The sequence below is a fragment of the Hoeflea sp. BAL378 genome (assembly GCF_000759435.1).
Lineage (GTDB): Bacteria > Pseudomonadota > Alphaproteobacteria > Rhizobiales > Rhizobiaceae > Hoeflea.
The window spans coordinates 1-15,782 of record NZ_JRJG01000030.1 but is presented as its reverse complement, the minus strand read 5'-3'; the positions used below and the strand labels follow the sequence as shown (position 1 = coordinate 15,782).

Genomic DNA, 15,782 nt, shown 5'->3' with positions numbered 1-15,782 from the left:
CTCGGAATTATGATACGCATTTGCTTACATACCGCATGGAGCGTTCCGGCCAATTTTATTGGAGGGACAGAACGTTTTCTAATAGAGCTTGCTAAAGAGTTAAAAGTTCTGGGCTTCGACCCCTTCGTCGTTTGTTCCAATTTGCAGCGTGAATTGGATATTGAAGGCGTCGAGGTGCGCGGCCGGATACCCGCTGAATTTCAAACGCACTATCGCAAAACTGACCCAAATATAGCAGCGTTCATGAAAGACGCCGTCTATAATCAAGAGGCCTCGAAAGGAGCTTTTCGGCATATTTCAACTTACGTCCAGAAACAGATAGAAGACGTCGAGGCCGATCTTTTTCACTTCAACGCGTTTTCCGCGGCCCTTTACGTTAAGACAGAAGTGCCGCAGGTTGTTACCAACCACGAAAATGCCCGCGAACTCGAAGGGTTCTGGCATCATGGCGCCTTCGAAACAATGGGGCAGCTTGTTCGTAGTGACCCTGACGCGTTTCCATCGTCTCCCCTTTTGTTCACACCCAGCCGCTTCTATTCGGAAGAGTATTCAAACGCGTTTTCCCGACAAGTTCGGGCAAATCATCTTGGGGTAAACTTAGAAAATTTCGCTCCAGTCAAAGTGCGCCCAAAATCGGAACGCCAATACACAGTCCTTCTTCCGTCACGCTTTTTCCCGGCTCAGAAAGGGCAAGATGTCGCTCTGCGGGCTTGCAGGATTTTACGCGATAAAGGCCACAGCAATTTTTCGTTCCTTTTCACGGGCGTCCGAGATTATTACGGAGATATGGTCGAGTCGTTTCGACAAGAAGCCCGCGAACTTGGCATCGCTGACGCGATCCGAATTAAAAATTTCTCCAGGATGCAGGACGCATTCGAGGAGGCAGATATCGTCATTTCACCAGAAAGATACTGCTCATACGGGCTGTCCGTCTCGGAAGCGCTCGCGTCAGGAAAGGCTTTAGTTCTCTCCGAAATTCCGACCTATTTGGAGATAGCATCTACCTTTCAACACGCTACCTTTGTTGCCGTAGACGACGCGGAAGGCCTCGCGAACGCGATCCTTCGTTGTTCAGCTACCAGAGAAAATCATCAACTCGATATGATTAGATTTCGGCTTAAAAACGATTTCAGAGATTGTGCAAAAAGATATGCGAATGCATATCTGCAGCTACTTCGTATATAAAGAATTTCGAGAGATCAGGCGCCTCATCTTTACAAAAAAACTAAGCCGAACGATACGAAGTTTAATTTCGCCTTCTTCCGCAAAAATCTCAAAGTCTAGCGGTGTCGGATAGTCATTTGCAGGACAAACCAGCACCCTGCATCTCAGCGGCGTTGTCGCCTTGATACGAACTCGGACCCGGCGCCATCCGAATTCGGATGGAAAAATGAAATACTCTTTTTCCGCTGACCGCAGAAGTTTGCAAACGTCAATACTGCTTGTCGTTCCGGGATTTATCTCAACGTGTGCCGGATTGCCGAGCGCCGACCAGCATAAGAGATCATTTGCAACACCGCGTTGTGATTTTGGGTGAATAATCTGATAGCGAGGGACGTCGAAAGAGGGCTTTTCTTCCTTGTATTCATGTAAGTTCTCAAAGGCTTCTGCCTCAGACGGATCAAGAATAAGCGAATGATCCAGGTCAAGAATGGTTAACGTGCAGAAGCATTTAGTGGCCGCATTTCGACCAACGTTGCCCACTCGAATAGAAAGAAATTGGCCATCCTCCTGAGTGAAAGTTATCGGCTTCCTATACTGAATCGTTACGCGCGGTTTGTCGACAATCCGATAGATTTCCCGTCCTAAGAGACCTCCGATCATTAAGCTGATTAAGGTTTTCGTCACCTCGTCGAACGGGAAAATCATACGGATAATTCCGAGTTATGTGAATTTCAACTTTCGCAATAATTACGAGCTTCGGAGAAACTTGCAACTAAAAAGACTTTGCGTAGGACCAAGAAGCGCAGCTCGAAGTCGGCCTTACCGATCATCCGAAAGTGACGGTGTCCTGTCTCGTCAATCGTCCGGTCATTCTTTTCATGTTGACGTCACGGCGTTGTGAAAATGGTTTTCTCTGACCTGCCTGCGCACCATTTCCAGCCCCTCGAAATTCTTGGATTCTCCAGCCGGGGAAAAGCGCAGCAGCATGCTCAACGCACCATCCAAATCACAGGCCCGGTCTGCCCATGTGAGATATTTGATTACATCGTTCTGAAGCGATGGCTTCCGTCTGGATGAGGACAAAGGCCACCAGCTGCTCGGCTCGTGGCTATAGTGGCCCTCTTTGACTTGCTGGGACGCAACATCACACCACTCTGAATGGATACCGTCAGCAAACAGATAACCGAATGGCACGATCCATTCTGGCTGTCGCAGTGTGCAGTAGAGTCCGAAAGCTTGCTTGATTTCGGGATCCTCGTCCATCTCTGATGCACATCGCTCGAACGCGCGGACCAGCAGTGAAAGCGCGAGTTTGTCGGAGATTATGCGCCGCGCAATTGGAGGGATATTGCCTTGCTCAATCGAAAATGCCAGTTCCCGAGCCAGTACCAGCAACTCGATAATGTTGCCTTCTTTCTGAAGCCATCCACGCTCTGCAAAGATTGGGGCGACAACACAGAACTCGGCAACCGAAATCCCCTCCAGGATTCGGGAGGCTTCGAGGGCGCACCAATTCTGGATCACCGAACGGCTGCTCGTCAGTCCGTGAATCAGGATCGTGCGCATGGCGAATTCGGACGATCGGCTGAAGGTTGCCCTCGACGCATAGTTTTCGACTATCTGGCGGTCGATATCTTCAGCGAGCTCGCGGTCATAGAGCCGGGCAACCACAAGCGCCTGGGCAAGCGCCTGCCAGTTTTTCCGTCCACGGGTCTCAAATATACGCGCCAGCAGGGATGGATAGCGCTCCCCCCAGAACTTCGCGGACTCGACATTGGCCAGCGACAACCGGGAAGCATAAAATGCAAACGAGGTGACGTCGCATTGCTCGATAGGCATCAACAGATCTTGCTCTTCAAGCCTGTCCCAGCGTCCACATTTGATCTGTAGGTGCTGCCAGGCAGTCATCGCCGCTTTACTGGGCGGCAAGCCCGCCGTTTCAAACGGATCAATGCCCATCAGCAACTGGACGCGAGGTTCGATTTGCCGGTCGTCCATACCCCGAAGGCTGCTGCCAGTGCGTGCTACATGTTCCCAAAGCAGATCGGCAGGCAGTTTTCTCATGTGTTCGAGCGCCATCGGCCTGTCGGCAAAGTGCGCTTCGAGGACGCACCAGCCCGGCGATCCTTCCTCCATATCCCCGCGGGCTGCCGCAAGACTATCAATCAAGGAGCTTGCGCCAGTGACAGATCTTACATCCTCTGGCGAGCCACGCAGCAGCCGATAGTAGACTTCCTCCAATGGATCGGAAACCTTCGGATTCGAATGGTAGTCGATGAGCGCATCCAGCACCTGGTGAAAGCGTTTCGGGTCATGGCGCCGCATCATCGGCAGAGTGCGGGCGCGGAGATCGCGCCGATGACGCAACGCTCCATTGCTTGCCTCAACGATCCAGCCTTCGAGGGAAAGTGTTTCGAAAGCTTCGCCGGCTTCCTCATCCGAAAGGCCGCAGATCCCGGCAAGGACATTCCTCACCAGCTTCATGTCGACGGTCCGAGCTACCAGGCCCGGCCAGGCGAGCTTGCGCGCATGCGGGTTGCGGATATGGTCGAGAATGCGCCTCTCATAGAGCGCCCCGACGAAACCGTCATCAGCATTCTCTCCCAGCCGATGAATGTCGTCGATGAGCGCCTTGCGCTTCGAAGGAACTGTCTCGCGGACGATTTCCACGGCAAGCCTTAATGTCAGCGGCTCGCGCCGGATCTCCGAATGCGACCTGCTGCCAGCAATTTTGCTCGCCCAAGCCGAGTTCCATTCGGCACCCATCAGGTTTTTGCCAAGTCGGTCGACCATTGTCTGGGCCTCGCCGACCGACAACGCCTGCAACTGAAGCCTTTCCACCCGAAAGTTGTTTTCGTTGACATCAAGCAACTCGTTAAGTCCGGAGCGCCCAGCGGCCACAATGCAGAGTTCGGGGAACGGTCTTTCAGTCAGCGCCTTAACCATTGCAGCGACACCATTCATCGCCAGCGGATCGGCTTGGACAATCTCCATTGTATCAAGTGTCAGCAAAAAAGTGCTTGCGCGGCAGCTCTCAAGGACACTGCGAATTAGGTCCTGGAATGTTTCAAAGTAGGCCCTCAGAGGGACGCCTTCATTGCCGGACAATGAAGAACGAATGTCGCGCCTGAGCACATTGAGCGGCTTGGAAGAATCCGGAAACTGCAGCGAAACCTGCCGGGCAATCTCCACCAGCATCTGACCCGGACTGCGTGGTTGCAGCGCTGCCCGGTCAAAATCCAGAAAGGCGAACGGAAAGCGGGTCTGCGACGAGAGTGCGTGATCATAAACGAACTTGGCGATCAGTGTCGACTTGCCGAGGCCGCCAGGCGCTGCAATTGTCAGTAGCCGGGGAGGCCGGTCAAAGATCTGGTGGGTCAATGCGCTTTTGCTGCGCGCAAATCCTCGGCTCAATGTCTCGCTCAAAGATTGTGAGCCGAGCACATCGACAAAACTGCGCAGGGCACGAAGCTCCGCGGTGCGACCGACAAACCGGTCATTGTAATCGTCAGATTTATCAAGATCGAGCCCGATGATGATGCCGAGCGGATCAAGCAGTTCGGCGAGATCCGTCCGCCGCTGGTATTCCGCTGCGTCCGGCAGCGATGGGGACAGGAGGGTTACTCCGTCGAGCGCCCCGCGAGCTGCGGTAATCGCACGCAGACGGCGTAAGGAGAGTGTCGCAAAGTCCATGATCCTGTTTCCGCGCAACAGCTCGCGCATATACGCACCAGTTAGTGCAACAGAGTCACCGCCACCCGGGCCTATGGTTCTTTCGTCTTCCGCTTCCTGGTCAGAAAGCAGTTTTTCGACAAGCGTTGCGGCGTCGGGGTGATTAAGTACCCGCCGCCGCTCCTCGGATGACAGACGCAGCAGCTTTGTGCTACCGATCGACACCAGGGCGGATCGCGCCACCACCCAGTCGTACTCCTCCGGACTGAGATTCAGGGACGAAGGGTCCATATTGTAGCTGAGCGCGGCCTCAACCTGGGGCGGCGAGATCGCGGGCACCTCGGAATCCAGTCGTACCGGGCGCGTGCCTGCCGTCGCTCCGGCAAGTCTGGTGACCGCATGGAGCGCCATTTCTCCGCCGATCCTGAGAGCTTCGCTCCGGATGCTCTCATCCTGCATCAGCCTGGACAACAGGTTTCGCGAGTTCTCCTTCATAGCTGGCGTCCGTTCTCTTTGTAAATCGCCTGGATGTGGTCGGCAACCAATTGCTGCCCCAGCGAGAGGCCCGTCTCCTGATCGATGCCGGCAGCCAGGAATTTGGTGAGAAGCGGGGGAACCAAGCCGCGGATCACCATCGCCTGAGTCACAATCTCATCGTCTTCCGCGTCAATGTTGGCTTCCTCGACCGCAGATCTTATCACCGCTTCGATAAGCTGGAGCTCCGGAACGCCAGTATCAAGATGCTCGATGGTTACTTCTTCGCTCAACAGGAAATCCGGGACATAGCCGAGAAAGAGCCAGCGCAGGTCCTGCCGAACGCCGGTCACGGAGCTCTCCGCGACATCCGCGCCCAGAAGAGCCGAGACGAAGCTTTTCACATGTGCCGACATTGAAACGACGTTGAGATCGTCGATTGCGATCCAGCCAACCGACCACCGCTTTTCCTCGACAATGATGTCGGGCGCCTCATTGGCAATATCCACCATATGTTGGGGCGTATCAGCGCCGAGTTCTGCAAGGACGATTCGTGCCCGCTCGGACTTGTTGACCTCAATCTTGCGGTGCTTTTCGAGAATATCGGTGAACCAGTTCACCATCTTGTTGGAAGCCCAGCGGTCAACCTTGTCGCCATCCTGCGCATGCGGAGGCAGGTCGGCGCTCGGCCGTTCCGGCATCGTCGCAAGGATGTCTTTGGAAACACCGAAGGCTTCGGCAAGGATGGTGACGAAGTCCTCGAGCTTTTCCGGCAACAACTCCGTCGACCCGCCCAGCACAATGACGATATGCGACCGGTCGGCCGACAGCGCCGATCTCAGAATGTGCGTACTGAAGGTTTTTCCCGAACCAGCCTTCGATGCATCAGCCGCATAGACGCGGTCGGCGCGGCTCATCGCCCCGTCCGCCGGCGAGAGGGTGGCATTGATCCAGTTCAGCAGCCTCGTGCGTCCGAGAATCGGCGACAGAGTGCTGTCGGTGCGTTCCACCCGCCAGGCTCCCATCGCTTTGGGCGGATCCACTGAAACATTTGCCAAATGGGCCGCGATCAAAGGCTCGACAACATCGAACCGGATCGCCTGGTTTCCTTCGACAGGACCGTTCGGTCGATAGGCAGCATTGTGTATTCCGACGATGCGCATTTCCTTGTCAAGACAGGGCGCGCCCGATGTGCCGGCGGCGGTCTCGATGATGGACACCATGCGTGTGCCGCAGGGAAGCAGCTTATCGAGCCGGCCAAAATCGAACTGGCGCGGCCAGCCCTCGGGATGCTGGGGAATGATAATTCGGGTCTGGTTCTGGAAGTTTGCAGATGTCAGCCGTGCGATCGGCAACCAGCCCCGCGGCTTCAAATTGCCGGGCCTGATCGGTTGCAGGCCCACCGGTTCGGCAAGCCGGATGAGTGCAAAATCCAGTTTTGATTTCAACTCCGTGATATCGGCCGGTGTCGGGTGGGCGCGGTTTCCGTCCCAGTCGACCTTGTCGCGCGAGTAAACGAGCCAGTCCGGGGAAAGGCCGACCACCCGAATGCCTGCCAGCTGATCGATATTTGCGAGGCCGGTTATTCCCGAGCCGGCCTCGTAGTTGAAGATGACCTTGAAACAATCGGGAACTTCCCCTGCCCGGCCTGCCTGCACCAAAGTATCCAGGACATGCATCGATGTCAGGACCAGGTCCGGTCCGACCAGGAAACCTGTACCCGTCGTCACCCTGGTTTCGACGCCGATCAAAAGTTCGCCGACAATGCAGCAGACACGTGCGCCGATCGTGTTGGCAAGCGACTTAAGGTTACTATCGCTCAGGAAATGATCGCGGCGGGCCATAAGGGCCTGATGTGCCTGAACGTCGGATTTGGCGGAGCGGGTCAGCGGACCCACAGCTGATTTGAATTCATCAGACCACAGCATCTCGCTGAAGAATATTTCGGCTATATCGCACGCAAGCTCGCGCTGATTGGCCTTGTCGAGAATTGCCCTTGCGACGGAATAGGCGGAATTGCTCTGACCGACTGAATGCAACTTGATGAATTCCTCGATATCGTCGATGAGCTTGTGCTGGCGTGCGAAGGACTCCAGCCTTCCGGGGTTGAGATGCCTGGCGCAACTGGCAGCGAATGTGTCCAGTTCGTTTGCAGTGAGTTTCATCGCATGGCCTGCCTACAACATTGAACCAAGCGTTGGATGATTTCGAAGCGCTGTTGCCGCTATCGCCCGATTGCCTTCTCTTGCATCCCCCCAATAATGAAGCGCATGCACTGATGTGTCAGCAAAACCATGAACCGCTGCGCCGGAATAGCCGCCAATGGTGGGTGCATCGTGAACAATATGTGCCTGGCCAGACATAACCGGGTCCATCAGCTTGCCGAAACTGACCCGTTTTCGTTCGTCCGGATTATCGAACACCATCTGGATATCGTCCGGTACGCTGGCCAACCGGCCCGGATGCCCGACCACATAAAGCCGATCGATATCGAAGACGCTGTCGCGGGAGATTGTCAACGCGTCGGGCTCGGCTCCGGCGCGATGCTCGACCTTGAGAAGAGCGGCATCCACCGGATCGGCATCCTCGGACACAAAGGGAATGTCGACAATCCGATAGGTTGAGTCTCGCGGCTCTCCGCTGTCGAAAGCAAAGTCGAGACAAATTTCATACTCGCCCTTCAGCCGCGCTGTCGTTGTCCCGGGCACCCGCCGCGCCAGCCGTGTTCCATAGGCCGGTGGGAAGAGGACATGGCGATTGGTCAAGGCCAGATTTCGGGAAATGAGAAACGCCGTTCCCTGGACCCAGCTCAGGCTCGGGAGAAGATTGTCCGTGACGCGAACCGCCGCTGCGGCCGACACGCTCGCCAGAATCCTGGTGATATGGGCGTCGGCCAACATCGCCCACATATCTGCGCCCGGATATTGACGGATATCATCCAGCGTATCTCCCATCACCCGCACTGCAACGAGTTGTCCGCGCCCTTGAACAACGGCTTCCAGAGCCATCGTTTCCTCTGTGTCGAGAACCCAGTCCGGAGCACCATCGAGCTTCATCAAGCCATTTTGCGCCTTGCGCACAATGTTCGTTGCCATGGCTTCGGCTTCCGTCGCGCCCAATTGTCTGTGACCTCTGTTCGCAGCAAGCAGCCGCTCAGAAATCGCCTGAACATCGCGCATGCCGGGAAGCGCGCCCACACCGCCCTGGCTGCTCTCAAAACTGGCTTCTGAACTGCCGGCGCGTCCAAGCTCTGGTGCGCTCATATGCCCGAGCGTGGGGAAAAGACGGCGGATGCGTTTGGCGGTCTGGTCGAGATGAAAATCATCAATGGTGCTCATTGCGGCCCCCTACCGAATGATTTTAAGGGCATCGTCGCCCAACAATTTCTTCAAACCGCTCGACAGTCGCATCGGCGGCCGGGCTTCAAGCTGGCCTGCAGCCGACTGGCTAAAGCGCGCCATGTCGAGGCCGGAGCAAGCCAGCTCAAGCAGGCTTTGACGATCGCGAAGCACTGGAGCGGCGGCCTCAGCCTGGCCGACCCCGGCAACCTCAGCAAGCAGTTCCCTCACCTGGGCCTCAATGTCGCGGACGTGGCCGGGAGCAGATTCGAGGCCAGCGACCACCGCCGGATCGGCTTTGATCAGAGCCTCGGCGTTGACGATCCCGACACCATATCTTTCTGTGTCAAAGCCCGCAGGCACCCGCGAAGACTTTGCCAACACACCACGGAAAAGGCCCTGCAGCGTCATGCCCGGAGAAAGCCGTGCAATCAGCGCGTCGCGCCCGTGGTGGGCCAGCCAGCAGGCCGCCACTCCTGCAAGATGCGCGGTCGCATAAGACGTGCCCTGCCCGGCACTGGCTTTCGCCGGGTTGGACGCATCGCGCGCGTCAGCCTTCAGCACCATCTCGGCCGGACCGGACACATCGACGCTTCGGCCCGAACTGGACCCCTTCCAGGGTTTGTCTTTCTCGTTGACGCCGCCAACCGCGATCACCTCGTCATAGCGCGCTGGCCAGACCACGGTACCCACGCAATTTCCTGCGGCCGCAAGCACGATGATATTGGCTTTGACTGCCTTGCGCACGGCGTCGTGCAGCGCCGAACTCACGACCCCGCCGAGGCTCATGGTAATCACATGGGCCCCCTTGATCCTGGCGTGATCGATCGCTTGCGCGACACGGCTTTGATTGAAGACCGCCACGGATCGGATGCAGCGGATAGGCACCAACATGGCTTCGGGCGCGGAGCCCCGAACCAGACCCGCTACCGGACTGGCGGCGACGCTGCCGGTTGATGTTCCATGGCCGAGATTGCCGCTGCCAGTCATCGGATCGACAGGTGACTTGCCACCTTCGACGAAGTTAGCCGAAAGCGGATTTTTGGCAACTTTAGGCGGCATTTCCTTGTGCGTAGGGACGACGCCCGTATCCGGTTGAAATATCTTGATGCCTTTTCCCTTGGACGGTTTGCCTTGGCTCTCTGAAAAGGCCCAGGCATTCGGAACACGGGTCTTGTTGATGGCCCAGTCCTTGTCAGTCGGTTGATTTGCAGGATCGTCCTCGTTGACCCAGCACCAAAAGGCCCAATTGGCGCTCTCCGCGCTACCCTCGCTTGGGCGAAGCGTATCGGAATCATAATAGTGCGTCGCAAGATCCGGTTCGACCGTCTCGGCTGCCAGAAGCGTGTTGATCGCTCGGGCAACGTCAAACAGGTCCGCCCGGTCATCCGATGTGGCGCCAGGGATGTCGATGGCACGATAACGATCAAGGTCCCTGTCGCTGGCAAAGAGCGGCGAAACGTTGACCTCCAGGTTGAATGCAGTCTCGATCTCTGACTTGATCGTTGCGTCGGATAGCGGTGTACCCAACAAAACAACGAAGCGAACCTCGTCCATATCGTCGGGTTTCTTGCCGGACGTTTGTTGCTCACGCCATAGGGATACTATGTCTTGGACACTTGGGGATATGGCGCTGAATGCTGCTGGCGGGAACGCCGTGCCAGACGCTTCAAATCCGGAAGCTGCAGCCAGGCTAACCCCTTCTGTCGTTTCCACCTGATCGGCGGCCCGGGTTGCCGGATCAAAGTCGAGATCTGCCAGATCTTCAATCCTGGACACGGCAACCATGTACCGTTTCCATGTGGTGGGGACCAGGAATTCAAGCTCGACGGAGGAAAGGTCTTGCTCCAGCAGGAATGCAAAACTTTCCAGCGCACCATTTTTTTCTGCAACGATCACTTTCCAGTAGCGTTGTGGAATACGAACCGCGACCGATCCCTCAAGGTCAACTCCAAGGAAAACCGGATCATTTGGCTCGAGCACCGGGCCGCTGAAGACCACCAGCTTCTCCGTATCAGCTTGCGACAGGATCAGGTTTTCAAGATCGCCCCAATTATCCTCGCCGAGATTTGATCTGTTGAAACCTGCCACTTGCGGCGAACAATTGGTCACATGAAAAGTATCGCCATTTGCATTGCGCATTTCATCATAGGTCATCCCCCAGGCAACATCGTCCCGCCGAACAATGTGCCCCTTGTCGAAGGACCCTCGATCCTTGGTGAAAAACTTGTCGGGCAGCTGTTCGGTCGCCAGGATGCGCGGATCGGAAAACCATTTTTCCTGGTCATTTGGGCCCAGGTTGGCGAGGCCTTTGCGCGAGTAGTCTGATTGAGGACGGTTTTCCGGACGCTTGACGGCTTTGCTGGCATCGACATTGGCTGCGGTGAAGAATGCAAGCCGTCGCTGTCGATGCATGGCGAGGGAAAAATGATGGTAATGTAGCAGATGGCTTCCATCCTCCACCCTTGCCAGGTTTTGCGGATTGCGCGGCGTCGGCAACGAAACGCGCATACCGAGAAAGTCAGGATCGTAGCCCCTCCGTGTGGAATAGTCGGGGTCGCGAACGGGCTCCTCTGCACGTTCGATGTCGTCGATGGCGGGCGGGGCAACGGATGCGACGCTGTGGGTCTGCACCGCGCCAAGCCGGACCGTTATCTCGAGTGGAACCGTGACTGTCACTTCTCCAGTTTCCTTGGTCATGCTGCTCCTCCCCGCGGAATCAGTGTTGAGAGTAATTGCTGACGGTTCGGCGGCTGAGGCCTCTGCGCTCCGCCAGAATGGCTCCCAGTCCGACCGCGCCCGCGACGCCGTGCCCGCGAACCGGACGCCGGCATCTATGACCCGGCCATCTGTGGCGAGCGCGCCCGTCGGAACGCAGAAATTTGCCACAGCATAGCGGCCGCCGAAATGCAGTCCGATCACCTCGCCAGTCGTCACGTCGAGGACACATGCGCCTGAGTCTCCTCCGAGTGTGGATGCATCGTGGGTCTGAGCCTCAACTGCGTGGTTGTAACTCCTGACCGTGGCGATCGCTTTCATACGTCCCGGTTGGAGCCGTTTGACGCCGTAGATCCCATCGAACACAAAGTTCTGGACATCGGCCGGATTGCGCGGATCGAAGCCGGGATATCCTATGACTGCGACATCACGGCCGATGAGAGAACCGGCTGGTTCTGTCGAGAGGACGAGCGAAGAAAGATTTCCCGGCAGCCCCTCGACCTTGACCAAAGCCATGTCCCAATAGGGATGGATCATCACGACCTTGGAGAATTCAAGATAGAATGTTCTGATCGAGCGCCGCTCCCTGAGGAAATCAACGCCGCCTGACATGCCAAGTATGAAACTGAGGTTTCTCAATCCAAGGCCCGTCGAAAACAATTCGGCAACGTGACGGTTTGTCATAAGCAAACCGTCACCAACAATGAAAGCGGTGCCGCCATAGGGCAGTGTTGGGTGGTCAGGGAGTTCGACCCGGCCAATCTTGGGAAGGGCAGTGTGAAGCCGTTTCCGGATCGGATCGCTGTTCAGATGAAGCCAGTCTTGATGGCGGGTTTGATAGTCTCCATCGACAATGTCGATTGCCGGCCGGCGCTCCGGAATGATAATCGCTTCAAGATGGAAACGCTCTCCGGGGGAAAGCGTTTCTCCCATAACAAGCTTTTCAAGCGTCTTCTGGCCAAGGATATCCGGACCGCCAGCTGCCTCAGGTCCAGAAGATTCCTCAAGAATTTCATCCAACTCGCCCGAGTTGGTCGTGCCGCATAGATACGTCTTCAACGTTAGGTCAACCAAGTTTGTATTCACGTTGCGACCTCCAGTCTGCGTTCTAAACTGCGCACAACTGATACTCCATTATGCACGCAATTTTTCCGCTTGCAACCTACGCTCGAATGTCACGCTTGTAACTGTTCATTCTCCGCTCAAAATTTGGTAAATTGTTTTTTGAGACAAACATAGTCGAACGGACGCCCCGTGATGGTCTTGCTACCAGCATGTCCAGCGGGAGCCGGAGCTCGTTGCCAATGATCGTCCAGTCGAACTGGAAAGCTTCTCCCGGATGAGAACCGCTTCAGGCAATTTCAGCAAAGCGCACTGAAACAGCAGCAGATTTGAGTCAGAGCCTGCTCTCCATGGGAATCAACAGATGGCGATCGTATCGCTTTGAATCTATTTCTTGAGAAGCCCGACACAGGCCAATTTCATTTCAGCATCCTCGGCAAAGACCTGTCGGCAGAGCCGCGCTCGATCCAACACCACCTTGATTTCAGAGTGGTCGGCCTTGTCGATTTCCGCCTGCCGCTCGGTCGCCTGTTCCCGCATCAGGGACAGCACCCGAAGGTACGACGCCTGATGCGCGCCGAAGGCCGCGCCAAGCACGAGGGCGCTGAGCATTGGCGCAAGAACGGCCAGCTTCAGGTCCGACCGTTGCTCCTTCTTACGTTCGAAGAAGTAAACCGTAACGCCCGAGATCAGAGTGACAGTGGCACCTGGCCATCGCCTTCATGATCGCAGGCATCCTGCAGATGGCCATCACCCTCCTCTGGTCTCTGTGGTGGCGCGAGGGGGGCCTGATCGTCATGATCATGGCAGTCGCGCTGTCGCTCAGCTCGGCCTGGATATCGGCCGTGTTCGTGGTGCTGGCGATCGAGGATGCCACGCTGCAGCAAAATTCGCGTTCGGCGGCGATTGCCCCGGCCCGCACCGCGCTCGGCAATTTCTCGGCCAGCCTGAGGACCGCCTCGTCGGCCATGCAGACGGCGGCGCGTGACGCGGCTGCGTTGAAACTGCGCGAGGACACGGTGGGCGGCACCTGTCCGGGTAACACCGAGGCGGGCGAGGGGCCGCGCCAGCGCATGCGCGACCGCCACGCTCAAGCCATGGCCGGTGCGTCGACCATTGCCGACGCCCTGGCGGCCGAGGCGCTGGACGTCGATTTCGCGCTGCAGCGCGCAACTAAAGAAGAGTTGCCCGAGGTCTTCGGTCGCGCCGTCCGTCTGTCGATGGATCCCCGCATCAGCGCCCTGCGTACCACGCTGACGCAGGTCGGCATCGAGCTGAGCGACGGGTGGGTCGACAACGGCAATCCATATACCTGCCCGACGCCCCAATTCCAGGTGGTGGTCGACGTGGCGCTGTCCGCGCTCGCGATCACCCCCCTGGCGACCGATCTGCCCCGCGCCGCCGCGCCCTCTACTGCCGATTCGAGCGCGCTGCTGGTCGAGTCGCTCAAGTCCCTGCTGCGCGGCGAAGCGCCGCCCAGCAGGCCGGCGCTGCTGGCGATCGGCATCGCGGTGTTGGTCGAGTTGTTGCAGATTGGCCTGATCTCGCGCCGTGAAGGCCGCCTGCGCAAGCTGGGCGTGGTTCCGGACGCCAATGAGAGCTTCTGGCGGGCGGGTCGCCCGCGCAAGCATCAGCGGGCAATGATGCTGAAACTTCTCGCCGCACTCGACCGCTACACCTATTTCGACGGCAAGGTGCTTGTCTACGCGATGCCCCAGGGCGGGGGCGAGGATGCCCGCCGGCCGGTCGCGTACTTCGACCTGAAGCTCTATAATCCGACGCTCCGGGCCTTCGAGCTGGGTGACATCGACCCCGACTGGGTCGCCCAGCGTGAACTGCAGAATGTGCGCTTCGATCTCTACAAATTGCCCGCCCACGTCGACGCCTGGCGTCGCGTGGCCACGCGCGATCTTGCCGCATCGGTGCGGTCGCCCATTTGGGGTTGATCCGCGGCGCATACCCCTATCGTTGGTCAACCCGTGCGATCCTGCTCGACAAGGTCGATGCCACTCGCCTGCTGACCCGCATCCGCCGGCAATGGTTCGCCAAACGCAAGTCGATCGCCGCCATCCTCGAGGAGGTGATGACCAATGAGGCGTCCGCGCTTCTCGATACCGATGCAGCCAACAAGGCGGCGGATGCCGACGAGGAGTGATGCCGCGACAACATCCTAAATGGCGAGTTCGGTGGGTATCTTCAGTGGCGCCAGTCTTCCGTTGCGATGGTCGCTATGAGTTAAGAGATGATCAATACGATCTGTGAGCCGCTGAACCTCCAACTCGATCACGCCGTCTAGTTTCTCTGGGTAGACATATTGGGCGAACCGCTCAGTCATTTTCGAGGTCACTCTTATACGCCAATTCCAGAATGGCGAAATGCGCCGCGGCCTTCGCCAGGTAAGGCTGGACTTTCGGGTCCACGAGTGCCGCGGGCCGCTTGAGGTGGAGCTAGGTCGTCTCGTCGAAGGCCTCTCCGCAACCGAAACGCACGCTGGGGCGCAACAGGCACTAGCTGCCCTGCATGGACTTTCGGTACGATCTGGTCAACTCGCCGAGCGCATAAGCTACCGGTTTGCAGCAGGTTATGCCTATGGCGAAATCCTGCGGATGCGGCTCGGCTGATTGCGCGAAAGCGCGACAACGCGCGGCTCAAATCTTACCCATTGTATTGGCAGTCGCGTAGATCCTGCGCTCGCCACGTGCTCAGCAATGGAGAAGCGTCTGGCCGTCCTTGCGACCAAGCTCGAACGAGCAATCGAGCTATTGCACGTCAGAATTGGAGTTGATGTGCAATTGCAGAATGCCGCCTTATTGGACAGCACTGCTCGGACTGCACGCAGTCAATTCTTACTCCAACGGACGGTGGAAGGGCTATCAACGATCGCGCTCACGTACTACCTGCTCGGCATACTCAGTTACGCTTTGGCGGGCCCATTCAATAAACTGCAATGGGAGAAGACCATGTCGCTTTCGATCGCAGCGCCCTTCGTGCTGAGCGGCGTATGGTTACTTGTTCGAATTGCACGCAGGAGACACGCTTAGTGCAAAGCAATAGCCGTCGTGACGTCGAGCCCCCGCATGTACCGCACGCCTAGCGCTAAGCCTTCTCGCCGCGCGCGCTGAGCGTTATGTCATCCATCTCGATGTCGAAGTAGTGGATTTCAGGGAACGCGCCCCTGCGTAGCCAAAAATCCTTCGCCATAGAACGCTATGACTTCGTCGAAGATGATTCGGATATGATTCCGGAAAGAGTTTTATGAGAGGAAATCGAGGAAGTGAGAAGCCGACAACCCATTGGATTAACGGCGTATTTTGGTTGCGGGGGCAGGATTTGAACCTGCGACCTTCAGGTTAT

Annotated in this window: 8 protein-coding genes and 1 pseudogene; 3 read left to right on the top strand and 6 right to left on the bottom strand. The window is 57.1% G+C overall.

Going from position 1 to position 15,782, the window contains the following annotated elements:
* The first annotated feature begins 9 nt into the window (after positions 1–9).
* On the top strand, positions 10–1,185 hold the full coding sequence (locus LL06_RS26835) for a glycosyltransferase family 4 protein (protein WP_081963802.1): 1,176 nt from the start codon (positions 10–12) through the stop codon (positions 1,183–1,185).
* Here LL06_RS26835 and LL06_RS27255 read toward each other — a convergent pair.
* From LL06_RS27255 to LL06_RS08475, 6 genes are all read right to left on the bottom strand, one after another.
* Positions 1,171–1,869: a hypothetical protein gene (locus LL06_RS27255; protein WP_152599542.1), complete on the bottom strand. Its 699-nt coding sequence runs from the start codon at positions 1,867–1,869 to the stop codon at positions 1,171–1,173. The genes LL06_RS26835 and LL06_RS27255 overlap by 15 nt on opposite strands.
* A gap of 171 nt (positions 1,870–2,040) precedes the next feature.
* A complete protein-coding gene (locus LL06_RS08500) occupies positions 2,041–5,331 on the bottom strand; it encodes a hypothetical protein (protein ID WP_035524960.1) in 3,291 nt (1,096 codons plus the stop codon).
* Positions 5,328–7,475 carry a serine protease gene (locus LL06_RS08495; protein WP_035524957.1) on the bottom strand — a complete coding sequence of 716 codons (2,148 nt, stop codon included), beginning with the start codon at positions 7,473–7,475 and terminating at the stop codon, positions 5,328–5,330. Before LL06_RS08495 ends, LL06_RS08500 begins: the two co-directional genes overlap by 4 nt.
* Before the next feature lie 12 nt (positions 7,476–7,487).
* Positions 7,488–8,648 (bottom strand): serine protease, encoded by a 1,161-nt coding sequence (locus tag LL06_RS08490; RefSeq protein ID WP_035524955.1) that lies wholly within the window; start codon positions 8,646–8,648, stop codon positions 7,488–7,490.
* 9 nt (positions 8,649–8,657) lie between these two features.
* On the bottom strand, positions 8,658–12,452 hold the full coding sequence (locus tag LL06_RS26335; RefSeq protein ID WP_152599541.1) for a DNA/RNA non-specific endonuclease: 3,795 nt from the start codon (positions 12,450–12,452) through the stop codon (positions 8,658–8,660).
* A gap of 363 nt (positions 12,453–12,815) precedes the next feature.
* Positions 12,816–13,040 carry a hypothetical protein gene (locus tag LL06_RS08475; protein WP_035524952.1) on the bottom strand — a complete coding sequence of 75 codons (225 nt, stop codon included), beginning with the start codon at positions 13,038–13,040 and terminating at the stop codon, positions 12,816–12,818.
* Positions 13,041–13,150: 110 nt separating this feature from the next.
* Between LL06_RS08475 and LL06_RS08470 the strand changes: the two genes are divergently transcribed.
* Both LL06_RS08470 and LL06_RS08465 read left to right on the top strand, forming a co-directional pair.
* Positions 13,151–14,374, top strand: a complete 1,224-nt coding sequence (locus tag LL06_RS08470; protein WP_035524950.1) for a hypothetical protein — start codon at positions 13,151–13,153, stop codon at positions 14,372–14,374.
* 8 nt (positions 14,375–14,382) lie between these two features.
* Positions 14,383–14,574: pseudogene (locus tag LL06_RS08465) on the top strand (hypothetical protein); the annotation flags it as partial.
* Between the last annotated feature and the right edge of the window lie 1,208 nt (positions 14,575–15,782).

Excerpts from the sequence above, each read along its gene's own strand:
- LL06_RS08475 (WP_035524952.1), bottom strand. The coding sequence starts at position 13,040 with ATGCTCAGCGCCCTCGTGCTTGGCGCGGCCTTCGGCGCGCATCAGGCG.
- LL06_RS08490 (WP_035524955.1), bottom strand. The coding sequence starts at position 8,648 with ATGAGCACCATTGATGATTTTCATCTCGACCAGACCGCCAAACGCATC.
- LL06_RS08500 (WP_035524960.1), bottom strand. The coding sequence starts at position 5,331 with ATGAAGGAGAACTCGCGAAACCTGTTGTCCAGGCTGATGCAGGATGAG.
- LL06_RS08470 (WP_035524950.1), top strand. The coding sequence starts at position 13,151 with ATGATCGCAGGCATCCTGCAGATGGCCATCACCCTCCTCTGGTCTCTG.
- LL06_RS08495 (WP_035524957.1), bottom strand. The coding sequence starts at position 7,475 with ATGAAACTCACTGCAAACGAACTGGACACATTCGCTGCCAGTTGCGCC.
- LL06_RS26835 (WP_081963802.1), top strand. The coding sequence starts at position 10 with ATGATACGCATTTGCTTACATACCGCATGGAGCGTTCCGGCCAATTTT.
- LL06_RS27255 (WP_152599542.1), bottom strand. The coding sequence starts at position 1,869 with ATGATTTTCCCGTTCGACGAGGTGACGAAAACCTTAATCAGCTTAATG.